Below are 24,390 nucleotides of genomic sequence, written 5' to 3'. Positions count from 1 at the left end.
GACCGTGCGCGTGTTCGCTCTCAGCATGACGTGCCGCGCCCCGGGGTCCGGGGCTGCTCGTAGCATGGAGACATGCCCTTCTCCGGTGATATCTACGAACGCGTCGCGGATGCGCCCGCAGTGCCGCACGGCCTGCCCCTGGTGCTGCTTCTGACAGGTTTCACCGATGCCGGCAGCGCCGTCTCGGGACTCATCGATCACCTGCGCGAGACGGCTTCTCCCGAGCCGATCGCCGTGTTCGACAACGACGTCCTGCTGGACTACCGCGCTCGTCGCCCCGTGATCTCCTTCGACCAGGACCACCTGACCGAGTTCCGGCCGCCGCGGCTCGAACTGTCGCTCGCGACCGACGCTCTCGGCCGCCCGTTCCTGCTGCTGGCGGGATACGAGCCCGACTTCGCCTGGAACGCCTTCGCGAGCACCGTGCTCGATCTGGCCGCTGAATTCGAGGTCTCCGGTCTGCACTGGGTGCACTCGATCGCCATGCCCGTGCCGCATACGCGCCCGATCGGCACGACGGTCAGCGGCAACCGGCGCGATCTGGCCGTCGCGCACTCGGTGTGGCGTCCGCGCACGAAGGTGCCGGCGACGGCCGGTCATCTCCTGGAGTTCCGTTTCGCGGAGCGAGGGGAGCGTGTGGTCGGATTCGTCCTGCTCGTGCCGCACTACCTCGCCGAGACCGAGAACCCGGATGCGGTGATCGCGGCTGCGGAGCGGCTGATGGCCTCGACGGGCCTGGTGCTGATGCTGGATGCGGTCCAGGAGCGCCGTGAGGACTACGTCGCCCGGGTCGATGAGCAGGTCCTCGGCAACGATGAGCTCCAGCAGATGGTGCACAACCTCGAGCGCCGCTACGACGCCTACATGGCAGGGCGGAATCCCGACGACGACTCCTACGACGAGGGCGGATTCAGCGAGCGCGACCTCCCGAGCGCCGACGAATTGGCCGCGGAGCTGGAGCGCTATCTGGCGACGCGACCGTCCGGCGACGAGGACAAGCCCGGCCGCGGTTGAGACGGATCCGCAAAAGTTGGACGGAATGCGTCCGCATCGCCACACGTGTGCGATACTAGGACTCTGACCCGTTGTCAATCAGTGTTTTCGAGCGCTGGACTTGACAAGGGTCTTACTAGTGTCCGAAATGTCCCGGAGCTACACAGCAGCTCCGTGAAAGGCGAAACGTGACTCCTGCCACGACGAAGAACACCCGGACGAAGAAGGCTGCCGAAGAGACGACCGCCGACGCTTCGGCCGAGACTGAGGCGACCGAGAAGCCCGCGCCGCTGAGTGCGGCCAAGCGCGCCGCTGCCAAGCGCGCCCCCGTGAAGAAGAAGAAGTCCGAGGACGTCGTCGAAGAGGACGAGGCTCCCGCCGCAGGCGCTGCGGAGGAGAGCGAGGACGAGGACGAGGACGCGAAGCCGGCCTTCACCGAGCCGCTTCCGACCGGCGCCATCGTCATCTCGTCGAACGACGACGAGGACGTCCCGGTCTACTCGACGCAGATCACCGGAGCCACGGCCGACCCGGTCAAGGACTACCTGAAGCAGATCGGAAAGGTCGCGCTGCTGAACGCGGCCGAAGAGGTCGAACTCGCGATGCGCATCGAGGCGGGTCTGTTCGCCGAGGAGAAGCTCTCCGCGATGTCGCCCGCCGAGAAGACGAGCCAGCTCGGACTCGACCTGCAGTGGGTCGCCCGTGACGGTCAGCGTGCGAAGAGCCACCTGCTCGGCGCGAACCTCCGTCTGGTGGTCTCGCTCGCCAAGCGCTACACCGGGCGCGGCATGCAGTTCCTGGATCTGATCCAGGAGGGCAACCTCGGCCTCATCCGCGCCGTCGAGAAGTTCGACTACACCAAGGGCTTCAAGTTCTCGACCTACGCCACCTGGTGGATCCGTCAGGCGATCACCCGCGCGATGGCCGACCAGGCCCGCACGATCCGCATCCCGGTGCACATGGTCGAGGTCATCAACAAGCTCGCCCGCGTGCAGCGGCAGATGCTGCAGGACCTCGGTCGCGAACCCACTCCGGAAGAGCTCAGCCGTGAGCTCGACATGACCCCGGAGAAGGTGGTCGAGGTGCAGAAGTACGGCCGTGAGCCGATCTCCCTGCACACCCCGCTCGGTGAAGACGGAGACAGCGAGTTCGGTGACCTCATCGAGGACACCGAGGCTGTCGTCCCCGCCGACGCGGTGGGCTTCACGATGCTGCAGCGTCAGCTCGAGCAGCTCCTCGACTCGCTCTCCGAGCGCGAGGCCGGCGTGATCCGCATGCGCTTCGGCCTGGGCGACGGTCAGCCGAAGACGCTCGACCAGATCGGCGACACGTTCGGCGTGACGCGTGAGCGCATCCGTCAGATCGAGTCCAAGACGATGGCCAAGCTGCGCCACCCGAGCCGCTCGCAGTCGCTGCGGGACTACCTCGAGTGATGCAGGCGAACGAGGGCAAGGCGCTCGAGACCAGCGTCGACGGCAAGAGCTACGCACGCATCCCGCTGCGCACGCGCGTCGTGATGCCGGATGACGACCTCGACGCCGTCATCACGGAGTACGCGAAGGGCGCCGTGCAGCCCGGGGACCTGCTGTTCGTGACCGAGAAGATCGTGGCGATCACGCAGGGACGGTCGTACCGTCTCGACGAGATCAAGCCGCGGAAGCTCGCGCTGTTCCTCTCCAAGTACGTCACCCGCACGCCGTACGGCATCGGATTGGGCATGCCGGAGACGATGGAGATGGCGCTCCGGGAGTGCGGCACGCCGCGCATCCTGTTCGCCTCCGCTGTCGCCGCCGTCACCAAGGCGTTCGGTCGCCGCGGCGACTTCTACCGCATCGCGGGGGACAAGGCGCGCGCGATCGACGGACCGACCAAGCACACGATCCCGCCGTACAACGAGGCGGTCGTGCTCGGACCCAAGGATCCGGATGGCGTCGCCGCGCATCTGAAGACGCTGATCGGCGGACACGCCGAGGTGGCCGTCGTCGACATCAACGACCTCGGAGGGAACATCCTCGGGTCCACTCTGGACAAGGCGGGGGAGCAGCGCCTGGTGAAGATCCTCGGAGACAACCCGCTCGGCCAGGGCCTCGAGTCCACGCCGCTGGGCATCGTCCGCGAGCTCTGAGTCCACGACCCGTTCTTCCACGGCCGAACCGGCCCCTTGCGCGCGAAAGCAGGGGGCCGGTTCGTCTGTCCTGGGCCGGCCGCTTCGACAGGCTCAGCGACCCACCGGGGCTCTCTGATCCGCCGAGGGTCCTGAGCTCGTCGCGCCCCGGGGCCCTGATCCGCCCTGGGTCCCCGAGCTCGTCGTGCCCTGGTCCCCGAGCTCGTCGTGCTCTGGGTCCCCGAGCTCGTCGTGCTCTGGGTCCCCGAGCTCGTCGTGCTCTGGGTCCCTGAGCTCGTCGTGCCCTGGGTCCCTGAGCTCGTCGAAGGGTCAGAAACCGATGACCTCGCGGTAACGCGGCTTGTGTCCGGTGCGGATGCCGGTGACGCTGGGCTTGTTCTCGTACACACCCGCGCCCCAGTTGCCCTCGACGAGCACCGGGCCGTCGGGCGACACCACGATGTCCCAGCCGACGTACTGCACCTGCGGAACGACCCGGGCGACCTCGTCGATGAACGCGCGCACCTCGTCCATGTACGGAAGCTGGAAGTCGGCGATGCGGAACCCCGAGTCGGGGTGCGTCTCGTGCACGTGGCCGTGCGAGTCGTAACCGGCGCCGACGGCGTGGCCGTTCTCGTCGAGCATCGTGTAGAACCCGCCGAACGTCATCTGGTCGCTCACCGCGCCGCGGCCGAACTTCTGCGCCATCGCCAGGATGTGCGCCTTCTCGCCGTCGAAGAACGCCGTGATGCGGGTGGTGTTCACGGTGCCGGGGCAGACCGCCGCGAGCGCGTCGTGCTGTCGGATGACCTCCTCGATCAGCAGTTCACCGCGCTGGAGGAGTCCGCGGTGGAACTCGTCCCAGTTCTCGATGTCGGCCGCGTGGTAGCGGTGCACTCCGGTGCCCGCCTGGCCGACGGGCTCCTTGGTGACGATCGTGCCGAGACGCTGGGTGAACTCCCGCACGGCCTCGGTGTTGCCCTCCTCGACGACCATCCACTCGCGTCGCAGGAACCGGGAGAACTGCTTGTCGAACTCGACCTTGTCTTGGAAGATCCAGCGGTAGTCCGGGTGGTCGTACCGCTGCGAGAGCTGGTTGGACACCGGGTGGGTCATGTACGTCTCGCGCTCCGCCTTGTTCAGCATGGCGAAGTCGTAGTCGATGTAGTCCTGGAAGCCGACGTTGTGCCGTGCGGCGGACCAGAGCATGTCGACGACGATGGCAGGCACCGGCTTGTGGTGCTGCTCCGAGGCCTCCTTGGCGCGCTCCACCACCGATCCGACGTCGATGCGGCGAGCACGTCCCAGCAGATAGCGGATGCGGGGCGCGAGGGAAAGACGAGACATGAGGCTCCAGGGTCGGGGTCACCACCAGTCTACGGGGGCTCTGACGGCCGACCTGGGAGGCGGAAGCTAGGCTGGAACACGTGTGTGAGACGACTTCCAGCGCCCTGCCACGGGCCATCATCTCCCGCTCGGCGCTTGCTGCGGGGGCCGCGGCCGCCGTTCTCGCCGGCGGGCGCATGGCCGATCTCCGCCGGGATGCGTGGGGTCACGGACTCCTCGCCGTCGCGCAGGCTGTGACGGCTGCGGGCGCGGAGCGGGTGCGCGTCGACGCGCCGGGCGAGGTCGAAGCCCTCCGGCTCGAGGGCATCACCGCCGTCACCACCGGTGAGCCCGACATCGCCGCCGACCTGCTGTACGGTCTCCCGGATGCCCGTGGCGCGGTCGCGACGCGCCCCGTCATGCGGCTGAGCGGTCAGGTGCTCTCGACCAAGCGACTGCGCCCGGGCGACGCCGTCTCATACGGCTACACCTACCGGGCCGCCACCGACACCACGGTGGCGCTCGTCACCGGCGGCTACGCGCAAGGCATCGTCCGGGCGCTCGGCAACAACGCCGACGTCGAGGTGAGCGGTGTCGCCCGACGCATCGTCGGGCGCGTCGCCATGGATGTGTGCGTCGTGGAACTCGACGGGGCCGAGGTCGAGACGGGCGCCGAGGTGACGTTCTTCGGCGGGCAGGGTCCGGTCGCCGCCGGCATCGTCGCGTGGGCCGAGGTCACGGGCATGAATGCAGCGGAGCTCGTCACGGTCGTCGGCGCACACGCGGTGCGGGGGTGGGAGGCATGAGCCGTCCGGAGCTGCGGCTGAGCAGCGGCATCTTCCGCGCCAACATCGAGGCGGTGCGGACGCGGCTGGGACCGTCGGCCCTGATGCTCGTGCTCAAGGACGACGCCTACGGACACGGGCTCTCCTGGGCGGTGGAGACCGCTCAGCACGCAGGCGTGGAGTGGTTCGGCAGCTACGACATCGCGAGCGGCGTCGCCATCCGACGGCTCGCCGGGGGAGCAGCCAGGATCTTCGCCTGGGTCACCTCGCCGGACGCCGAGATCGACGATGCCCTGCTGCAGGAGATCGACCTCGGAGTGGGGACGGTCGACTACCTCCGGCGGGTCATCGCCCGGGCGGAAGCACTCGGAACGCCGGCGCGCGTGCACCTGAAGATCGACACCGGCCTGCACCGCAACGGCATCCTCCCCGAGGACTGGGAGGCAGCCGTCGCCGAGGCCCGGCGAGCCGAGCGCGCCGGGTCGATCGAACTCGTCGGTGTGTGGAGCCACATCGCCGAGGCGAGCGATGCCGAGGACGATGAGGCTCAGGAGGTGTTCGTCGATGCCGTGCGCGCCGTCGCGGCGACGGGAGCCACTCCCGCCTTCCTCCACCTCACCGCCTCAGCGGCCTCCTGGTGGCGCCCCGAGCTGCGGGGGACGCTCTCGCGTATCGGCGCTTTCTGCTACGGAATCCGCTCCGCCGAAGGCCCGGAGCTCGAGGGGATCCGTCCGGCCGCCAGCCTGGTCGCGCCCGTCACGGACGTCTCGGACGACGGCGTGACGATCGGCATCGGCAGCTTCGACGGGTTGCCCTCGACGCTCGTCGGATCGGTCGTCGGCACACCGGTCGGTGGCCGCATCCTGGAAGCGATCGGACACACGTCGTGTCTCGTTCAGGGCTGGGAAGGGGCTCAGGTCGGGGACGAGGTGGCTCTGTTCGGAACCGGCGATCGGGGCGAGACATCGGCGACCACCCTCGCCGAGCGCATCGACACCGTCGGCGAGGAGATCCTCACCCGGCTGACGCCGCGCGTGCGGAGGGTCGTCGTCGACTGACCGGAGAGGCCGGTCAGACCGTCTCGACGAGTCGAGCGGTCTCGTCGTGCCAGCTGGTGGCGATGGCGCGGAGCTTCTCTTCGTACTTGCGGCCGTGGTGGGCGCAGAACAGAAGCTCGGATCCGTTGACCTCAGCGGCGATGTAGGCCTGAGCGCCGCACGAATCACAGCGATCCATGGCGGTCAGGCGGAACTCGACAGTGGAGGTCTCACGTTCGGTCGTTGCGTTCATCTCGGTGCCTCCTCGGGTGTCGGCTTCGCTGGGTGATCTGCTCAATACAACCACGCCCCACCTGTGGGCATGCCCGGTTGACGGCGTGTTTCGCTCAGCGCGTACGGCGCGGCCCGTCGTGTGGCGTGGGCGGGGAGTGTCTGCGGGGTGGGCGGGGTGCGCGAGATTAGACTCGGAGATTGTGAATGCCGAGTACTCCGCCCATCATCTCCAGGTGCTTGAAGGCCTCGAGGCCGTCCGCAAGCGCCCAGGCATGTACATCGGCTCGAACGGTTCGCCCGGGCTCATGCACTGCCTCTGGGAGATCATCGACAACTCGGTGGACGAGGCTGTCGCCGGCAATGGGACGCGGATCGACATCATCCTGCACGCGGACGGCAGCGTCGAGGTGCACGACCGGGGTCGCGGCATCCCGGTCGACGTGGAGCCGCGCACCGGCCTCACCGGCGTCGAGGTCGTCTACACGAAGCTCCACGCCGGTGGAAAGTTCGGCGGTGGCTCCTACGCAGCCTCCGGTGGTCTGCACGGTGTCGGCGCCTCGGTCGTGAACGCGCTGTCCGAGCGTCTCGACGTCGAGGTGGATCGCGGCGGCAAGACCTACGCGATGTCGTTCCACCGAGGTGAGCCGGGCATCTTCCAGGACTCCGGGGAGAAGCGCCCCGATGCGCCGTTCACTCCTTTCGAGGAGAACAGCGAGCTCCGGGTGATCGGGAAGGCGCCGCGCGGGGTCACCGGCACGCGCGTCCGCTACTGGGCGGACCGGCAGATCTTCACCAAGGACGCCGCATTCCAGCTGGGCGACCTCGAGACCCGAGCGCGCCAGACGGCGTTCCTCGTGCCTGGACTCGAGATCGTCGTGCGCGACGAGCGGACGGATCGCACGGCCGACGTCGCCGGCGATGCGGAGGACACGACCGGGCAGACCGGCGTCATCGAGACCTCGTACCTCTACGAAGGCGGGATCTCGGAGTTCGTGGACTACCTGGCGATCGACCCTCCGGTCACCGACACCTGGCGCATCCAGGGCGAAGGCACCTTCAAGGAGACCGTTCCGGTGCTGCAGGCGGACGGCCACATGGTCGCCACCGAGGTGGAGCGCGTGTGCGCCGTAGACATCGCCCTGAGGTGGGGGACCGGCTACGACACGAAGGTCCGCTCGTTCGTGAACATCATCGCGACGCCCAAGGGAGGAACGCACCAGCAGGGCTTCGAGCAGGAGCTCCTCAAGGTCCTTCGCGCCCAGGTGGAGCAGAACGCGCGTCGACTCAAGGTCGGCAACGACAAGCTCGAGAAGGACGACGTGCTCGCCGGGCTCACGGCGGTCCTGACGGTGAACGTGCCGGAGCCGCAGTTCGAGGGCCAGACGAAAGAGGTGCTCGGCACCCCGGCCGTGCGGCAGATCGTCGCACAGGTGATCCGCAAGGACCTGGCACAGCGTTTCAGCTCGACCAAGCGCGACGACAAGAACCAGGCATCGCAGCTCCTCGACAAGATCGTCTCGGAGATGAAGGCCCGCGTCTCGGCGCGGGCGCACAAGGAGACGCAGCGGCGCAAGAACGCCCTCGAGTCGTCGACGCTGCCGACCAAGCTCGTCGACTGCCGCACGAACGACGTGGAGCGCAGCGAGCTGTTCATCGTCGAGGGCGATTCGGCGCTCGGCACGGCCAAGAACGCGCGCAACAGCGAGTTCCAGGCGCTGCTGCCGATCCGGGGCAAGATCCTCAACGTGCAGAAGGCGTCGGTCGGCGACATGCTCTCCAACGCGGAGTGCGCCTCGATCATCCAGGTGATCGGCGCCGGGTCGGGGCGGACCTTCGACATCGAGGCGGCCCGCTACGGCAAGATCATCCTGATGAGCGATGCCGACGTCGACGGTGCGCACATCCGCACGCTCCTGCTGACGCTGTTCTTCCGGTACATGCGACCGCTGATCGAGCACGGCCGGGTCTTCGCCGCCGTCCCGCCGCTGCACCGGATCATCGTGATCAACCCGGGTTCGAAGCCGAACGAGACGATCTACACCTACAGCGAGCAGGAGATGCACGCCCTGCTCGCGAAGCTCCGCAAGGCCGGCAAGCGCTGGCACGAGCCGATCCAGCGCTACAAGGGACTCGGCGAGATGGATGCCGAGCAGCTGGCCAACACCACCATGGATCGCTCAGGGCGTCTGCTCCGACGGGTGCGCATGGAGGATGCCGAGGCGGCTGGTCGCGTGTTCGAACTGCTCATGGGCAACGAGGTGGCCCCCCGCCGCGAGTTCATCGTCGACTCCTCCGACCGGTTGTCACGCGAGTCCATCGACGCCTGACGCATCACCGCGCGGAGAAGGGGAGGGACCCGGGCGACCGGTTCCCTCCCCTTCTCCGTCTGCGGCGGGCGATCAGACGATGGTGCGGCCGATGCTGCCGATCACGCCGTCGATCGGCTGCCCGGAGGCGTCGCGGCGGGCTCCCGTCTCGGGGAGCTTGCGCACCGCGCCGGTCGGGTCGACGGCCTGCGGCGGATTCGGGCCGACCCACGCGACCGTGAGACGATCCTCGCCCTTCAGGAACGCGTGGGCGCGGACACCGCCTGTGGCTCGTCCCTTGCCCGGGTACTCGGTGAAGGACGACACCTTCGCGCGCCCGGGGTCGGTGCCGGGGAGGATGCTCTCCGCGCCGGAGACCGTCGCGACGACGGCGTCCGATGCCGGGTCGACGGCACCGAAGAAGAGAACGGACGCGCCGGACCCGAGCTTCATGCCGGCCATCCCTCCGGCGGGCGCACCCTGCGGACGCACGGCGGATGCCGGGAAGTGCAGCAGCTGCGCATCGGTGGTGACGAACACGAGCTCGACATCGTCCGGAGCCTCCGCCGCGCCGACGACCGTGTCCCCGGCCTTCAGGCCGATGACCTCGAGGTCGGGCCGCACGGGCAGAGTCGACGGGACGATGCGTTTGACGGTCCCCTGCGCGGTTCCCATCGCGACCGGGACGTCGCTGTCGAACCGCACGAAGCCGAGGATCCGCTCGCCCTTGGTCGTGAAGCCCAGGTAGTCGCGCAGCGGTGTGCCCGCGGCGAGCTGGACGGACGTGGCCGGCACGGACGGAAGGTCGACGGGGGAGAACCGCACCACGCGCCCGAGGCTGGTCAGCGCACCGATCTCGGCGCGGACGGTGGTCTCGACCGTCGCCAGGATCGCGTCGTGCTTGCTGCGGCGCGCCGGAACGGCCAGCTCCTGGCCTTCCGCGAGATCCACACGGACCGCCCGCCCTGTCGTCGACAGGGCGAGGACGGTCGGGGCGTCGGCGATCTGCAGGTCCGCCGCGCCCTTGGTCGCCCGCGGCTTCGGCGGCGCCGCGTTCATCAGCAGGGTGCGTCGCGGGGTGCCGTAGGCGTCGGCAGCCGCGTCGAGCTCCCTCGCGACGGCGGCACGCAGCAGCACCGGGCTGCCGAGGAGCTCGCGGAGGGAGGCGATCTCCGCCAGGAGCGCATCCCTTTCGCTCTCCAGCTCGATCCGGGAGAACTTGGTGAGCCGACGCAGCCGCAGCTCCAGGATGTACTCCGCCTGGAGCTCGCTGAGGTCGAACACCGAGCGCAGCCTCGTGCGCGCCTGCTCCGAGTCGTCGGAGGACCGGATGACCTGGATGACCTCGTCGATGTCGAGGATCGCGATGAGCAGACCCTCGACGAGGTGCAGGCGCTCCTCCCGACGGGCGAGGCGATAGCGGCTGCGTCTGGTGATGACCTCGAGGCGGTGCCCCACGTAGACGCTCAGCAGCTCCTTGAGGCCGAGCGTGCGCGGCTGGCCGTCGACCAGCGCGACGTTGTTGATGCTGAAGGAGTCCTCCAGCGGGGTCAGCCGGTACAGCTGCTCGAGCACGGCGTTCGGGTCGAAGCCCGTCTTGACTCCGATGGCGACGCGCAGCCCGTGGTTGCGGTCGGTGAGATCGGTGACATCGCTGATGCCCTGCAGCTTCTTCGACTGCACGGCGTCGCGGATCTTCTCGATCAGGCGCTCGGGGCCCACCATGTAGGGAAGCTCCGACACGATGATGCCCGTGCGCCGCGGGCCGAGCGGCTCGATCGAGGTCTTGCCGCGGACCTTGAGCGCCCCGCGACCCGTCGTGTAGGCATCCTTGACGCCGTCGAGGCCCATCAGGATGCCGCCGGAGGGGAAGTCCGGTCCGGGGACGAACTCCATCAGGTCCTCGGTGGTCGCATCCGGGTTCTCGAGCAGGTGCGTGGCCGCCGCGACGACCTCGATGAGGTTGTGCGGCGCCATGTTGGTCGCCATGCCGACCGCGATGCCGCTCGCGCCGTTGACCAGCAGGTTCGGGAAGGCGGCGGGAAGCACGGCCGGCTGCTGGAACTGGCCGTCGTAGTTGGGGATGAAGTCGACGACGTCCTCATCGAGGTTCTCGGTGAGGGCGAGGGCGGCGGCGGCGAGGCGCGCCTCGGTGTACCGCGCGGCCGCGGGACCGTCGTCGAGGGAGCCGAAATTTCCGTGTCCGTCGACCAGGGGGACGCGCAGCGCCCATTCCTGGGCGAGTCGGACGAGCGCATCGTAGATCGCCGAGTCGCCGTGCGGGTGCAGCTTTCCCATCACCTCGCCGACGACGCGCGCGCTCTTGACGTGACCGCGGTCGGGCCGGAGGCCCATCTCGGACATCTGGTAGAGGATGCGGCGCTGGACCGGCTTCAGACCATCGCGTGCGTCCGGGAGGGCTCGCGAGTAGATCACGGAGTAGGCGTACTCGAGGAACGAACCCTGCATCTCCGTGGAGAGGTCGATGTCCTGGATGCGCTCCTCGACAGGCTCGGGCGGCGGGGTTTTCGGCATGGACTTCCTGAGGGCGTACGGGAGCCTGTGTCAGACTGGCTCGGATGTCCCTCATGCTACCGTCCGAGCCGCCCAGCACCCGGAGCGTCGTCGGGGTGGCGGACGACCTGCTCGCCGCGCTCCGCGGCGAATCCGTGCTGCTGCCGAGGGCCGAGTCGGCGGTGCTCGTCGTGATCGACGGCCTCGGTGCGATCAGCCTCCGCGGTCACGCCGGACACGCCCGCGCGCTGACGGCGGGTATGGCGAAGAAGGATGTCGCCCAGTCGGTGTTCCCCTCCACGACCGCGGCCGCGCTCACGAGCATCGTGACCGGCGTCTGGCCGGGGGAGCACGGGCTCGTCGGCTACCGCGTGCTCGACCGATCGCGCGACCTGCTGGTGAACCAGCTCAGCGGGTGGGAGAGCGACGGCATCGACCCGCTCACATGGCAGGCCGCGCCGACCGTCTTCGAGCGTGCGGAGCGCGCTGGACATGAGAGCTTCGCCGTCGGCTTCGCCGGTTACGCCCACAGCGGTTTCACGAAGGCGACGCTCCGCGGGGCGGAGTTCGTCCCGGCGACGACCGCGGCGGCGCGCATCGAAGCCGCCTACGATCTCGCGCGTGCCCACCCCGGCTCGCTCGTCTACTGCTATCTGCCCGAGGTCGACAAGGCCGGTCACAAGCACGGCGTCGCCTCCGCGGAGTGGGTTGCGGCCCTGGAGGATGTCGACGCCGCCCTGTCGGCGCGCGTGCCACCCGGTGTGGGGGTGCTCGTCACATCCGATCACGGCATGGTCGATGTGCCGGGGAGCCGTCAGGCCGTGCTCGACGAGGAGCATCTCGACGGCATCCGTCACATCGGCGGCGAGCCGCGGATGCTGCACGCCTATCTCGAACCGGATGCGGATGCTGCAGCGGTCGTGGCGCGTTGGCGCTCGGATCTGGACGGCATCGCGGATGTCGTGACGCGGGACGAGGCCGTGCGTGCCGGGCTGTTCGGCCCCACGGTCACGGCGGCGGCGGAGTCGCGGATCGGTGACGTGCTGGCCGTCGCCCGCGGCGCATGGGCCGTGTACGACGGCACCGCGGCGGATCAGCGCGGACGCGGCATGATCGGTCAGCACGGAGCCATGACGCCCGAGGAGCGACAGGTCCCGCTCGTCCGGCTCGGATCCTTCGCGCGCTGAGCCTGGTCTGAGAGGTCAGCGCCGCGCGACTCACTCGTCGGTGCGTGCGCCGAAGACGATCTCGTCCCACGACGGCATGGCGTTGCGACGACGCTTGCGCCCGCCCGACTCCCCGGATTCGGCGGCGGTGGGCTGCTGCGGGGCCGGCTGAGGGGGCTCCGGCTCCTCCGGCTGCTCGAGCGCGTCGAACAGCGCGATGGGGCTCTGCTCGGCGCGCTCCTCGTCGTCCATCTCGTCGAGGATCGGTGCCGTCTCCCGCTGCCCGCGACGGCGGCGGAGAGCTTCGAGGAGGTCGGCCGTCTCGGGGCTGGTCGTCTGGGCCGCGGGTGCGCGCTTGATCGCGGCATCCTGCGCTGCCACATCCGAGCGCGCCGGCAGCGAGGGGTCCTCGTGCTCCGCATCCGGCGTGGGCAGCAGGCGAGGGCCGAAGGCTCCGGAGTCGAATCGGCTGTCGTCCTTGTACGGAGAAGCGACACGCTCGGCCTCGACCGCGCGGAGGCGGGGGATCAGGCCTTCGGGGAGGGAGCCCTGTCGCGACAGCTGCGTGGCGTCGGCGTTGAGCGGGGAGAGCGCGCTGCGCCGCGGGTCGAAGCTCCACCGCGCATCGTGCTCGACGTCGTTGGCGGTGAACTCGAGCTTGATCGTCCAGGTCGAGTCCTCCTTCCAGCTCGCCCACCGCTCGGAGGTCGCGGCGACCTCGGCGAGCTTGGCGCGGACGGCGTCGCCGAAGGTGGGCTGCGCGTCGGGCTCGACCTCGTTGCCGATCAGCACGGGCACCGCGAGCGCCTGGCCGATCACGTGCTCGCGCTCGGCCAGGACCGGTCCCTCGAAGCGGGCGACGTCCTCGACGCTGATGCCTAGCAGTTCGGCGACCTCGGCGGCGGTGAGTCCGGCGCGGATCTGCGCCTGGATGTCACGCGGGCTCGCGGCGAGCTTCTGCGCAGACGGCTCTGCCTGCCGGGTCGCGCGGCGGATCTCGCGGTGAAGCATGTCGTCGATGGGCAGCGCGAACCGCTCGCCCGACTCTGTCGCGAGTACGAGGACTCCTGCTTCTGTGCCGACGATGGTGACGTTTTCCATGCGAATGCCCCTCTGATGGGTGTGCGTTCATGGTGTCACGCGTGCGGCGCCCCGACCGGGAATAGCTTGGGCGTGCCGTGAGTTTGGTCTGTCGCACGGACGAGCATTTGCGTTATGTTCCCCGGTCGTGCAAACTATGGCCGCCGAATACCCGACGGCGCACCACCCACTCGCACCATGAAAGTGGAGATCTACCGCATGGCAACCGATTACGACGCCCCCCGAAAGAGCGAAGACGACTCCGAGTCGATCGAAGCCCTGAAGGAGCGTGTGCCGGACAAGCTCTCCGGCTCAAGCGGGGACGAAGACTCCGACAACCCGTCGAGCTTCGACCTCCCGGGTGCCGACCTTTCCGATCTCGAGCTCGACGTCGTCGTGCTGCCCCCGCAGCAGGACGAGTTCACCTGCATGAGCTGCTTCCTCGTGAAGCACCGCTCGCAGCTCGACCACGAGGGCGCATCCGGGCCCATCTGCAAGGAGTGCGCTGCGTAAGCAGTCCTCCGAGCGACGTCTCACGCGCCCCCGACCTCCGCGGTCCGGGGCGCGCTGTCGTCTGCGGGGCGGGGCGCGTTCAGCCCTGTGCGGCGCGGATGGCCGCGGCCAGGCGATCCGGGGTGCGGCTGGAGATCGTCCAGGTGTCGACCGGGTCGTCCTGATCGATGTCCGGCACCACGACCACGCCGTCGATGCCGCCGCGGATGAGGTGCCACCCCCGAGCGGGAAGAGCAGGGCCGCGCGCCTGCCTGGCCTCCTCGCCGGTGAGCGCCACCGGTTCTCCGAGGAACCGGACGTCGATGTGCGCGCGGCCGGCGCGCAGCACGGTGCCCTCGACCGAGACCACCGGCGTCGCCGCGATGAACCCCAGCACGAGCAGTGCCGACACGGCCGCTCCGAGCACGAGGGCGACCGTCGAGCCGATCGGCACGAAGACGAGCGAGACCATGGGCCCGGCCACGGCGACGGTGACCAGCAGCCAGAGGCTGGGGGCGAGTCGTTCGCGGTAGCGGGGACGTGCGTCTGTGGCGGGGTTCTGCATTAGCCTCATGGGGTGACCGATTCCGTTGATGTCCCCATTATCGCCGCAGTGGTGCCCGGGTACGCGCATCCGGGTGACGCCGGCGCCGATCTGGTCGCCGCGGAGGCGGTGCACCTCGAGCCGGGGGAGCGGGCGCTCGTCGCGACCGGCGTGCGGATCGCACTCCCCGACGGATATGCGGCCTTCGTCGTCCCGCGCAGCGGGCTCGCCGCCAAGCACGGCATCTCGATCGTGAACTCGCCGGGCACCGTCGACGCGGGCTACCGCGGCGAGATCAAGGTGAGCCTGATCAACACCGACAACAACAGCGCGTACGATGTGGCGGTCGGCGATCGCATCGCGCAGCTGATCATCATGCCGGTGACGCGTGCGACGTTCATCCCGGTCGACGAGCTGCCGGAGAGCGTCCGCGGTGCCGGCGGATTCGGCTCCACCGGATACCAGGCAGGGAACATCCCGAACGAAGCAGGGCAGGCCAATGACTGACAACAACGAGACGCCGTCGAAGTCCGCGCCGGCGAACCGGGCCGTCGAAGGGCCCTTCGACGACTCCGAGGCGAACCCCGTCCGCCCGTACATCGACCTCGGCGGGATCAAGATCCTCCCGCGTGAGGGGCTGAACCTGCGCCTGGAGGTCGAGGAGCAGTCCAAGCGCATCGTCGCCGTCGGGCTCGACTACGCCGACTCCTCGCTGCAGGTGCAGCCCTTCGCCGCCCCGCGCACGGGTGGGCTCTGGGACGAGACCCGCGTCCAGCTGCGCGACCAGGTCAAGGCGCAGGGCGGCCGTGTGGAGGAACGCGAAGGCCCCCTCGGCAAGGAGCTCCTCGCCGAGGTCCCCGCGACCGCCGCCGAGGGCTCGGGGCTGCGGCTCGCGCGTTTCATCGGCATCGACGGGCCGCGCTGGTTCCTGCGCGGCGTGATCGGCGGCGCCGGTGCGTCCGACCCCGAGGCCGCCGCGAAGGTCGAAGACCTGTTCCGCTCGATCGTGGTCGTCCGCGGCGGCGCCCCGATGCCGCCGCGCGATCTCATCCCCCTCAAGATGCCGGCGACGCCGGGCTCCGCGTGAGCACCCCCGAGTCCGACGCCGAGCGGGAGAGGCGCGCCTCCGACATCCTCGGCGAGGCGCTCGGCACCGCAGCCCGCCGGGCCGGCCTCGACCCGGCGGAGAGCGCGAGCACCCACAAGGTCGTGTGGTCCGCGATGGGCGGCTGGCGCGGCATCCTCGAATCCGTGCTGCCGAGCCTCGCGTTCGTCGTCCTGTTCACGATCGCGCCGAAGCCGCTCATCCTCTCCCTGGGTGTCTCGGTCGGCCTGGCCGCCGTCTTCACGATCATCCGACTCCTGCAGAAATCCCCGCCGTCCGCCGCTCTCGGCGGGCTCATCGCCGCTGTGGCCGCGGCCGCCCTCGCGCTGTGGACCGGTCGCGGGGCCGACAACTTCGTCCCCGGTCTCATCACCAACGCCGCGTACGGGACGGTCATCCTCGTCTCCGCCCTGATCGGCTGGTCGCTCATCGGCCTTGCCGTCGGCTTCCTGATGGGGGAGGGCACGACCTGGCGTCAGGATCGACGCAAGCGCCGCGCGTACTTCTGGCTCGGGATCGCCTGGGCAGCGCTGTTCTTCGCTCGTCTCGCTGTGCAGCTGCCGCTGTACCTGTCCGGCGACGTGACGGCGCTCGGAACGCTCAAGCTCATCATGGGCCTGCCGCTGTTCGCGCCCCTGATCGCCGTCACGTGGCTCGTCGTACGGGCACTCCACCCCCGCGTGCCGGAGGACGAGAAGCGCGCGGAGGCGTGATAGATTTATCTTGACATCAAGATAAATCGCAGGCTTTCGCCCGCGGGCTGTGCGGAGCAGACTGGTTAGGTGCGCCTTGCTAGCCGCAGGAGCTCGCTGGCGAGCAAGATGGAGGCGCCTGTCGCTCCCATCCGAATAGAAGGAGACGGATTCGTGTCCACGGTGAACAGCTTCGGTGCCAAGAGCACCCTGACAGTCGGCAGCACCGACTACGAGATCTTCCGCATCGACACGGTGCCCGGTTTCGAGAAGCTCCCCTTCAGTCTCAAGGTCCTCCTGGAGAACCTGCTCCGCACCGAGGACGGCGCGAACGTGACGAAGGCGCAGATCGAGGCGCTCGGGTCCTGGGATGCCGCGGCAGAGCCCAACACCGAGATCCAGTTCACGCCGGCGCGCGTGGTCATGCAGGACTTCACGGGTGTCCCGTGCATCGTCGACCTCGCCACCATGCGCGAGGCCGTGACGGCGCTCGGTGGCGATGCCAACAAGATCAACCCGCTCTCGCCCGCCGAGATGGTGATCGACCACTCCGTGATCGCCGATCTGTTCGGCTCCGAGAACGCTCTCGAGCGCAACGTCGAGATCGAGTACGAGCGCAACGGCGAGCGCTACCAGTTCCTGCGCTGGGGTCAGACCGCGTTCCAGGACTTCAAGGTCGTGCCGCCCGGAACCGGCATCGTCCACCAGGTCAACATCGAGCACCTGGCGAAGGTGATCTACGACCGCACCAACGGCGGCGTCCTCCAGGCGTACCCCGACACCTGCGTCGGCACCGACTCGCACACCACGATGGTCAACGGCCTCGGCGTGCTGGGCTGGGGCGTCGGCGGCATCGAGGCCGAGGCGGCCATGCTCGGCCAGCCCGTCTCCATGCTGATCCCGCGCGTGGTCGGCTTCAAGCTGTCGGGCGACATCCCCGCCGGCGTCACCGCGACCGACGTCGTGCTCACCATCACCGACATGCTGCGCAAGCACGGCGTCGTCGGCAAGTTCGTCGAGTTCTACGGTGAGGGCGTCGCCTCCGTGCCGCTCGCGAACCGCGCCACGATCGGCAACATGTCGCCGGAGTTCGGCTCGACCGCCGCGATCTTCCCGATCGACGACGTCACCCTCGAGTACCTGCGCCTCACCGGCCGCAGCGAAGAGGCCGTCGCGCTCGTCGAGGCGTACGCCAAGGAGCAGAAGCTCTGGCACGATGCGTCGCACGAGCCCGTGTTCAGCGAGTACCTCGAACTCGACCTCGGCACGGTCGTGCCGTCGATCGCCGGCCCGAAGCGTCCGCAGGACCGCATCCTCCTCTCCGAGGCCAAGACGCAGTTCGAGCAGGACATCCTGAACTACGCCACCCCCTCGACGAGCGAGGACATCGTCGACCTCGAGTCGAAGCACTCGTTCCCGGCGTCCGACCCCGGTCAGGTCCCCGGCGAGGAGGAGCCGACCACGCGTCCCGTCCACATCAGCAGCGGCGCGCCGAGCAACGTCTCCAACCCGGTTCCGGTCACGACTCCCGAGGGTGAGAAGTACACCCTCGACAACGGTGCGGTCACCCTCGCCGCGATCACCTCGTGCACCAACACGTCGAACCCGTCGGTGATGATCGCCGCCGGTCTCGTGGCTCGGAAGGCGCTCCAGAAGGGCCTGAAGCAGAAGCCGTGGGTGAAGACCACGCTCGGCCCCGGCTCGAAGGTCGTCACCGACTACTACGAGAAGTCCGGCCTCGACAAGGACCTCGAGGGCCTCGGCTTCTACACGGTCGGCTACGGCTGCACCATCTGCATCGGAAACTCCGGTCCGCTGATCGAAGAGGTCTCCGAGGCGATCAACTCGCACGACCTCGCCGTGACGGCCGTCCTCTCGGGCAACCGCAACTTCGAGGGCCGCATCAGCCCCGACGTCAAGATGAACTACCTGGCGAGCCCGCCGCTGGTCATCGCCTACGCGCTGGCCGGGTCGATGCACTTCGACTTCGAGACCGACGCCCTGGGCAAGGACGCGGACGGGAACGACGTCTTCCTCAAGGACATCTGGCCGTCGCCGGAAGAGGTGCAGGAGATCGTCGACTCGTCGATCTCGCGCGACCAGTTCATCAAGCAGTACGCCACCGTCTTCGACGGCGACGAGCGCTGGCGCAACCTGCCGACGCCGGATGACGACACGTTCCAGTGGGACGAGAACTCGACCTACGTCCGCAAGGCGCCGTACTTCGACGGCATGACCATGGAGCTCACTCCGGTCAAGGACATCGAGGGTGCGCGCGTGATGGCGACGCTCGGCGACTCGGTCACCACCGACCACATCTCGCCGGCCGGAAACATCAAGCCCGGCACGCCCGCGGCCCAGTACCTCACCGAGCACGGCGTCGACCGCAAGGACTTCAACTCCTTCGGCTCGCGCCGTGGCAACCACGAGGTGATGATCCGCGGCACGTTCGCGAACATCCGCCTGAAGAACCTCATGGTCTCCGCCGTCAACGACGGCCAGGTCGTCGAGGGTGGCTACACCCGCGACTTCACCCAGCCGGACGGCCCGCAGTCGTACATCTACGACGCGTGCATGAACTACGCCGAGCAGGGCACCCCGCTCGTCGTCTTCGGCGGCAAGGAGTACGGCTCCGGCTCTTCCCGCGACTGGGCGGCCAAGGGCACGAGCCTCCTGGGCGTCAAGGCCGTGATCACGGAGAGCTTTGAGCGCATCCACCGCTCGAACCTCATCGGCATGGGCGTCGTCCCCCTGCAGTTCCCCGCCGGGGAGAGCTGGGAGTCGCTGGGCCTCGACGGCACCGAGATCGTCTCGATCACGGGGCTCGAGGAGCTCAACAACGGCGTCACCCCGAAGACCGTCAAGGTCACCGCCACCCCGAGCGAGCACTCGCCCGAGGGCAAGCAGCCGATCGAGTTCGACGCGGTCGTCCGCATCGACACCCCCGGTGAGGCGGACTACTACCGCAACGGCGGCATCCTGCAGTACGTGCTGCGCTCGCTGGTCTGAGCGCGCAGACGGAGGGGCCCGGGTCTTCGGACACGGGCCCCTCCGTCGTGTCAAGGGGGTGTCCGCTCACCGGGGTCACCGAGGGTCGCGGGGTAGGATCGTGAGGTGCCCGCACCGTCGTCGGGCGCTTCCGGCGGAGCCTGTGAGGAGGCGCAGATGCCCATTCTTCCGAGCATCTCAGGACCCCGAGATCTGGACGGGCTGTCGACCGAGCAGCTCGAGGAGCTCGCCACGGAGATCCGTGCGTTCCTCGTCGAGAACGTGTCGCGCACCGGCGGCCACCTCGGACCGAATCTGGGCGTCGTCGAGCTGACGATCGCGCTGCACCGCGTGTTCTCCTCGCCGGAGGACCCCTTCATCTTCGACACCGGGCACCAGTCCTACGTGCACAAGCTGCTCACCGGCCGTCAGGACTTCTCCGGACTGCGGGTGCGCGGCGGTCTGGCCGGCTACCCCCAGCGCGCGGAGAGCCCGCACGACGTCGTGGAGTCCTCGCATGCGTCGAGCTCTCTCAGCTGGGCGGACGGCGTCTCACGCGCCCTCACCGCGACCGGACGCGCGGACCGCCACGTGGTCGCCGTCGTGGGCGATGGCGCACTCACCGGCGGCATGACCTGGGAGGCGCTGAACAACATCTCCGACGACAACGATCGCAACCTCGTGATCGTCGTCAACGACAACGGCCGCTCCTACGCCCCGACGATCGGCGGCATGTCGCGGTACCTCAACCGCGTCAGGACGGCAGCCGCCTACAAGGACCTGCACAACAGGTCCGACCGTCTCTTCCGTGCCTTCGGTCCCGTCGGGCGGGCCGTGTTCCGAGGTGTCCGCGGGGGCACGCACGGCTTCCTGTCGCGTTTCACGAACAACGAGGCGCTGTACTCCAACCTCGACATCAAGTACCTCGGCCCCGTCGACGGACACGACCTCCCCGCGCTGCTGGAGACCCTCGAGCTGGCGAAGTCGTACGGTGCGCCGGTCATCGTGCACGCCATCACGGAGAAGGGGCGGGGTTACCAGCCCGCGCGCGACGACGACGCCGATCAGTTCCACGCGGTCGGACGCATCGACCCGACGACGGGGGAGACGCTGTCTTCGGGGGGACGCGGCTGGACGGACGTGTTCTCCGAGGCGCTGGTCTCGGTGGGCGAGCAGCGGGAGGACGTGATCGCGATGACCGCGGCGATGCTCCGCCCCACGGGGCTCGCACCGTTCGCCGAGCGCTTCCCCGACCGGGTGTACGACGTCGGCATCGCCGAGCAGCACGCCGTGGCCTCCGCGGCCGGACTCGCGTTCGGCGGGCTCCACCCCGTCGTGGCCCTGTACGCCACGTTCATGGGCCGCGCCTTCGACCAGGTGCTGATGGACGTCGCCCTGCACCGCGCCGGTGTGACCTTCGTCCTGGACCGCGCCGGCGTGACCGGACCGGATGGACCCAGCCACCACGGGATGTGGGATCTGGCGATGCTGCAGATCGTGCCGCACATCCGCATCGCCGCTCCGCGTGACGGTGCGCGGTTGACCGAGGCGCTCGACGAGGCCGTCGCGGTGTCGGATGCGCCGACCGTGATCCGGTTCCCGAAGGGCGAGGTCGCCGCGGATCTCCCGGCCATCGAGCGTCTGGAGGACGGCGTGGACGTGCTCGCCCGCGGCGAGTCCGAGGACGTGCTCATCGTCGCGATCGGCCCGTTCGCCGAGCTGGCGCTGGACGTCGCCGACCGCCTGCGGGCGCAGGGGATCGGGGCGACCGTCATCGACCCGCGCTGGGCGATCCCGGTGCAGCCGTCGATCGTCGAACTCGCCCGCCACCACCGTCTCGTCATCACCCTCGAGGACGGCATCCGCGTCGGCGGCATCGGCACGCGCGTGCGTCAGGTGCTCCGTGAGGCGGGGATCGACACCGCGGTGGACGAGCTGGGTCTGCCGGATGAGTTCATCGACCACGCCTCGCGCGACCAGATCCTGGCCGACGCCGGGCTCACGGCGCCCAAGATCGCCCAGGACATCGTGTCGCAGGTGCTCGGCACCCGCATCCCCAAGGCGCGCCACGCCGGGGAGACGGGCACGATCGACCTTCCCCTGCACGAGCGCCGCTGAGCGGTTCCCGGGGTCCACGGCCCTCGGGCGTTCAGTTCAGCGCGTGCAGGGCCGCGACGGCCTGCGCCCCGTGATCGGTGTCGCGCAGCGCCGTGGAGAGCAGGTAGCCATCGGTGAGCGCGTCGCCCGTGACCATGACGCGGACGAGCTCCACGCCGCAGGCGCGCCGCACCTCGTCCGCGCTGGCGGCGATCACGCGCGTGTTGATCTCGTCGTTGTGCGGCAGTTCGGGGCCGTCGAGACCACGGACCACGTCGCGCAGCGCTGCACCGACGATGTTGGAGGCCCGCTCGGTCACGTTCACCACGTCGAGCTCGAACACCCTCAGGTCTCGCCCCGTGGGTATCGGACGCCACTCGAAAGAGGCATGGACGCGGTGCTGGTGCCCGGTCGCTCCGGCCAGCTCACGCACAGGGAGATCGGTGGCACGGCAGCGCACGTCGATGAGGCGGTACCAGAAGAACAGCGGGAAGGCCCCGTGCGATCCGGGGTCGAGCACGACCACCTCGCCGACGGCCCCGCCGCGGTTGCTCGGGCGGCGCTGCGGACGGTTGCGGATGATGGGTTTGCCGTTGCGGGTGCGGATCGCGGCCCATCCTTCGTCGACCGTGACGACGAAGAGCTTCAGGAGGGCCGGCAGCACCAGGAGCATCGTGAGGATCGCCGTGCCGGTCTTCAGCAGCCCCGACATCCCCTTGCCGCCCAGCATGGTGAAGAGCATGTCCATGTCACCACTGTGCCGGGTCGGCGCCGGTCCTGACGTCGCGCGGGAGCCCGGAGCAGCGGAGTTCATCCGCTGTTCGCTCCGTGTTCGCCGCTGTGCCGCGCCCCGGATACGGACGGCCGCGGATCCGCGGGGCGGGTCAGCCGAGGCCGGCGAGGGTGCGGGCGACGAGTGCTTCGACGACGGGAAGGCATCGCTCGCGGTCCGTGTCCACGAGTCCGATGCGCGTGCGCCGATCGAGCACGTCGTCCGCGGTCATCGCCCCTTCGCTGCGCACCGCGAACTCGACGTCGGCCGCGGTCAGCCCTGTCGCCTCGTCGAGCGGAGCGTCCGCGGGCACGGCACGGTCGACCAGCCGCAGCGAGGCGGTCCGGCTCGGAGCGGCGCGGAGTCGTCGCGTCTGCGCCACCAGGTCGACCGCGTCCTCCGCCATCCGCCGGTAGGTGGTGAGCTTGCCCCCGAGAACCGTGACGAACCCTGTCTCGGAGACGGCGACCAGGTGTCGCCGCGAGATGTCCGCTGTGGCCGCGGTGTCGTTGTCGACGAGCGGTCGCAGCCCCGCGAACGCTCCTCGCACCCGGTCGCGCCCGATCGGCTCTCGCAGCACCCGGTTGAGCGTGCGCAGCAGGAAGTCGATCTCGGCTTCGGTGGGCTGGGCGATGCGGGGGACCGGTCCGGGGGCGTTCTCGTCGGTGAGGCCCACGAGAACGCGCCCGTGGGCCTGGGGCAGCACGAAGACGTACCGGCTGATCGATCCCTCGTGCGGGATCGTCAGCGCGGTCATCGGCTGTCCGAGATCGGCCGCGTCGAGCACGAGGTGGGTGCCACGGCTCGGGCGCACCCGGATGGACCCGTCGAGGGCGCCGGCCCAGACGCCGGTCGCGTTGACGACGGCGCGGGCCCTGACCTCGAACCTCTCGCCGCTCATCGTGTCCTGCACCGTGGCGCCGTCTCCGCGGAGGGTGATCGCGCGGACGCGGGTGAGGATACGGGCGCCGCGAGCGGCCGCGGTGCGAGCCACCGTGGCGACCAGCCGGGCATCGTCGACCAGCTGTCCGTCGTAGGAGAGCATCCCGCCCCTCAGGCCGCGCGGGTCGAGCGCCGGGGCGAGCCGCATCGCCGTCCTGGTGGAGACGAGGTGCGGGCGGGGGAGCACGGTCCGTGGCGTCCGTGCCTTCACCCGCAGCAAGTCGCCCAGGGCCATCCCGACCGCTCCGGCTCCGCGCTGGCGCATCGTGACGTCCCCGCTGAAGGGCAGCAGCTGTCCGAGGGGGCGGATCAGGTGCGGTGCGATCGCCGTCATCAGGAGATGGCGTTCCGCCGCGCTCTCCCTCGCGGTGGCGACGTCGCCGGTGGCGAGGTAACGGAGACCGCCGTGGACGAGCTTGGAACTGAACCGGCTGGTTCCGAACGCGAGGTCCTCCGCTTCGATCAGCGTCACGCGCAGTCCTCGTGACGCCGCATCGAGGGCGACCCCCGCCCCGGTGATCCCGCCGCCGACCACGAGCACGTCGGCGGTCTCCTCGGACGCGAGCACCAGGTCGGTCCGACGTCGGGCGGCGTTGAGGGCGGAGGAGTGGGCGGTCATGGTCGGAGCAGGCCGTCGAGAGCGGCCCGAAGCTCCCGCTCCCACGCGGTCTCGGGAATGAGGTCGGACACGGTTCCGTGCGAGAGGACGGCGGACTGCGCGATCAGCAGGAGCATCACGGCGATCTCGTCCGGCACGCCCTTCCGTACGGATCCGTCGTCCTGGGCCGCACCGATCGCCGCGGCGAGCCAGGTCAGGATGAGCCGCTGGCTCGATCCGACGCGCTCCAGCGTGTAACGGGTGAAGGCTTCGGGTTCGTCGGCGAGCAGATGCGCGTAGAGCGGATCCTCGCGGAAGAGCGAGATGAACCGCAGGACGTCGTCGACCAGTTCGGACCGACTCCCCGGCGACGCGGGGAACGTGGCGAGGATGCGGGCGACGCGGCGCAGCAGTGAGGCGCGGACGACATCGTCGGCGTCGCTCCAGCTGCGATAGATCGTCGGCCGGCTGAGCTCGGCTCGGCGGGCGAGCTCGGCGATCGTCACACCGCGGACGCCTCGCCGGGCGATCAGCGCATCCGCGGCATCGAGGATCCGCTCCTGCGTGGCATCCCATTGTGGTTGACGTTCTTCCATGATGTGTCACACTGTAACC

The 24,390-nt window shown here is 69.4% G+C and carries 21 protein-coding genes; 13 read left to right on the top strand and 8 right to left on the bottom strand.

Translation table 11 applies throughout. The features are described 5' to 3' along the window. Nucleotides 1-72: 72 nt before the first annotated feature. The 3 genes from CSX12_RS09385 (at nt 73) to CSX12_RS09375 (ending at nt 3,118) form a co-directional block, all read left to right on the top strand. Nucleotides 73-1,014: a PAC2 family protein gene (locus CSX12_RS09385; RefSeq protein WP_124895603.1), complete on the top strand. Its 942-nt coding sequence runs from the start codon at nt 73-75 to the stop codon at nt 1,012-1,014. A 167-nt stretch (nt 1,015-1,181) separates the two neighbouring features. Beyond that, the gene (locus CSX12_RS09380; protein ID WP_124895602.1) at nt 1,182-2,426 is read left to right on the top strand and encodes an RNA polymerase sigma factor; all 1,245 of its coding nucleotides are present in this window, start codon (nt 1,182-1,184) and stop codon (nt 2,424-2,426) included. Next, nucleotides 2,426-3,118 (top strand): coenzyme F420-0:L-glutamate ligase, encoded by a 693-nt coding sequence (locus CSX12_RS09375; protein ID WP_192576757.1) that lies wholly within the window; start codon nt 2,426-2,428, stop codon nt 3,116-3,118. The genes CSX12_RS09380 and CSX12_RS09375 overlap by 1 nt, the downstream gene beginning before the upstream one ends. Nucleotides 3,119-3,427: 309 nt before the next feature. Here the strand turns inward: CSX12_RS09375 and CSX12_RS09370 are convergent, their stop codons facing one another. Next, on the bottom strand, nt 3,428-4,444 hold the full coding sequence (locus tag CSX12_RS09370) for a sugar-transfer associated ATP-grasp domain-containing protein (protein WP_124895600.1): 1,017 nt from the start codon (nt 4,442-4,444) through the stop codon (nt 3,428-3,430). Between the two features lie 80 nt (nt 4,445-4,524). Between CSX12_RS09370 and CSX12_RS09365 the strand changes: the two genes are divergently transcribed. Together CSX12_RS09365 and CSX12_RS09360 are read left to right on the top strand one after the other, a co-directional pair. Beyond that, nucleotides 4,525-5,229 (top strand): alanine racemase C-terminal domain-containing protein, encoded by a 705-nt coding sequence (locus tag CSX12_RS09365; protein ID WP_241160424.1) that lies wholly within the window; start codon nt 4,525-4,527, stop codon nt 5,227-5,229. After that, entirely contained in the window at nt 5,226-6,266 is a 1,041-nt protein-coding gene (locus CSX12_RS09360; protein WP_124895599.1) for an alanine racemase, read from the top strand. The genes CSX12_RS09365 and CSX12_RS09360 overlap by 4 nt, the downstream gene beginning before the upstream one ends. A gap of 13 nt (nt 6,267-6,279) precedes the next feature. On the opposite strand, the gene CSX12_RS09355 is transcribed toward CSX12_RS09360, so the two are convergent. Further along, nucleotides 6,280-6,498, bottom strand: coding sequence for a hypothetical protein (locus CSX12_RS09355; RefSeq protein ID WP_017202209.1), 219 nt, complete (start codon nt 6,496-6,498; stop codon nt 6,280-6,282). A 178-nt stretch (nt 6,499-6,676) separates the two neighbouring features. Between CSX12_RS09355 and CSX12_RS09350 the strand changes: the two genes are divergently transcribed. After that, nucleotides 6,677-8,806, top strand: a complete 2,130-nt coding sequence (locus CSX12_RS09350; protein WP_040568352.1) for a DNA topoisomerase IV subunit B — start codon at nt 6,677-6,679, stop codon at nt 8,804-8,806. A 72-nt stretch (nt 8,807-8,878) separates the two neighbouring features. Here the strand turns inward: CSX12_RS09350 and CSX12_RS09345 are convergent, their stop codons facing one another. After that, nucleotides 8,879-11,320, bottom strand: a complete 2,442-nt coding sequence (locus CSX12_RS09345) for a DNA topoisomerase IV subunit A (protein WP_124895598.1) — start codon at nt 11,318-11,320, stop codon at nt 8,879-8,881. 44 nt (nt 11,321-11,364) lie between these two features. On the opposite strand from CSX12_RS09345, the gene CSX12_RS09340 reads away from it, so the two are divergent. Next, nucleotides 11,365-12,486 carry a nucleotide pyrophosphatase/phosphodiesterase family protein gene (locus CSX12_RS09340; protein WP_164479555.1) on the top strand — a complete coding sequence of 374 codons (1,122 nt, stop codon included), beginning with the start codon at nt 11,365-11,367 and terminating at the stop codon, nt 12,484-12,486. Nucleotides 12,487-12,516: 30 nt separating this feature from the next. Here the strand turns inward: CSX12_RS09340 and sepH are convergent, their stop codons facing one another. After that, entirely contained in the window at nt 12,517-13,566 is a 1,050-nt protein-coding gene (gene sepH, locus CSX12_RS09335) for a septation protein SepH (protein WP_124895597.1), read from the bottom strand. 198 nt (nt 13,567-13,764) lie between these two features. Here sepH and CSX12_RS09330 point away from each other — a divergent pair, with 198 nt between their 5' ends. After that, nucleotides 13,765-14,058, top strand: a complete 294-nt coding sequence (locus tag CSX12_RS09330) for a DUF4193 domain-containing protein (RefSeq protein WP_026049728.1) — start codon at nt 13,765-13,767, stop codon at nt 14,056-14,058. A 79-nt stretch (nt 14,059-14,137) separates the two neighbouring features. Here the strand turns inward: CSX12_RS09330 and CSX12_RS09325 are convergent, their stop codons facing one another. Continuing rightward, on the bottom strand, nt 14,138-14,602 hold the full coding sequence (locus CSX12_RS09325) for a DUF3093 domain-containing protein (RefSeq protein WP_017202203.1): 465 nt from the start codon (nt 14,600-14,602) through the stop codon (nt 14,138-14,140). A gap of 12 nt (nt 14,603-14,614) precedes the next feature. Between CSX12_RS09325 and dut the strand changes: the two genes are divergently transcribed. The 5 genes from dut to dxs all read left to right on the top strand — a co-directional run bounded on the left by dut (nt 14,615) and on the right by dxs (nt 21,484). Further along, nucleotides 14,615-15,088, top strand: coding sequence for a dUTP diphosphatase (dut, locus tag CSX12_RS09320; protein WP_026049727.1), 474 nt, complete (start codon nt 14,615-14,617; stop codon nt 15,086-15,088). Then, a complete protein-coding gene (locus CSX12_RS09315) occupies nt 15,081-15,668 on the top strand; it encodes a DUF3710 domain-containing protein (RefSeq protein WP_124895596.1) in 588 nt (195 codons plus the stop codon). Before dut ends, CSX12_RS09315 begins: the two co-directional genes overlap by 8 nt. After that, nucleotides 15,665-16,399, top strand: coding sequence for a DUF3159 domain-containing protein (locus CSX12_RS09310; protein ID WP_017202201.1), 735 nt, complete (start codon nt 15,665-15,667; stop codon nt 16,397-16,399). Before CSX12_RS09315 ends, CSX12_RS09310 begins: the two co-directional genes overlap by 4 nt. Before the next feature lie 108 nt (nt 16,400-16,507). After that, on the top strand, nt 16,508-19,387 hold the full coding sequence (locus tag CSX12_RS09305; protein WP_206427159.1) for an aconitate hydratase: 2,880 nt from the start codon (nt 16,508-16,510) through the stop codon (nt 19,385-19,387). 156 nt (nt 19,388-19,543) lie between these two features. Next, nucleotides 19,544-21,484: a 1-deoxy-D-xylulose-5-phosphate synthase gene (gene dxs, locus CSX12_RS09300; protein ID WP_017202199.1), complete on the top strand. Its 1,941-nt coding sequence runs from the start codon at nt 19,544-19,546 to the stop codon at nt 21,482-21,484. 31 nt (nt 21,485-21,515) lie between these two features. On the opposite strand, the gene CSX12_RS09295 is transcribed toward dxs, so the two are convergent. The 3 genes from CSX12_RS09295 to CSX12_RS09285 all read right to left on the bottom strand — a co-directional run bounded on the left by CSX12_RS09295 (nt 21,516) and on the right by CSX12_RS09285 (nt 24,371). Continuing rightward, nucleotides 21,516-22,211 carry an SPFH domain-containing protein gene (locus CSX12_RS09295; protein WP_124895594.1) on the bottom strand — a complete coding sequence of 232 codons (696 nt, stop codon included), beginning with the start codon at nt 22,209-22,211 and terminating at the stop codon, nt 21,516-21,518. A gap of 136 nt (nt 22,212-22,347) precedes the next feature. Then, nucleotides 22,348-23,796: a glycerol-3-phosphate dehydrogenase/oxidase gene (locus tag CSX12_RS09290; protein ID WP_124895593.1), complete on the bottom strand. Its 1,449-nt coding sequence runs from the start codon at nt 23,794-23,796 to the stop codon at nt 22,348-22,350. Next, on the bottom strand, nt 23,793-24,371 hold the full coding sequence (locus CSX12_RS09285; protein ID WP_017202196.1) for a TetR/AcrR family transcriptional regulator: 579 nt from the start codon (nt 24,369-24,371) through the stop codon (nt 23,793-23,795). Before CSX12_RS09285 ends, CSX12_RS09290 begins: the two co-directional genes overlap by 4 nt. Between the last annotated feature and the right edge of the window lie 19 nt (nt 24,372-24,390).

Source organism: Microbacterium sp. Y-01 (genome assembly GCF_003856715.1).
Classification (GTDB): domain Bacteria; phylum Actinomycetota; class Actinomycetes; order Actinomycetales; family Microbacteriaceae; genus Microbacterium; species Microbacterium algeriense.
This window is presented reverse-complemented; position numbering and strand designations above follow the sequence as displayed.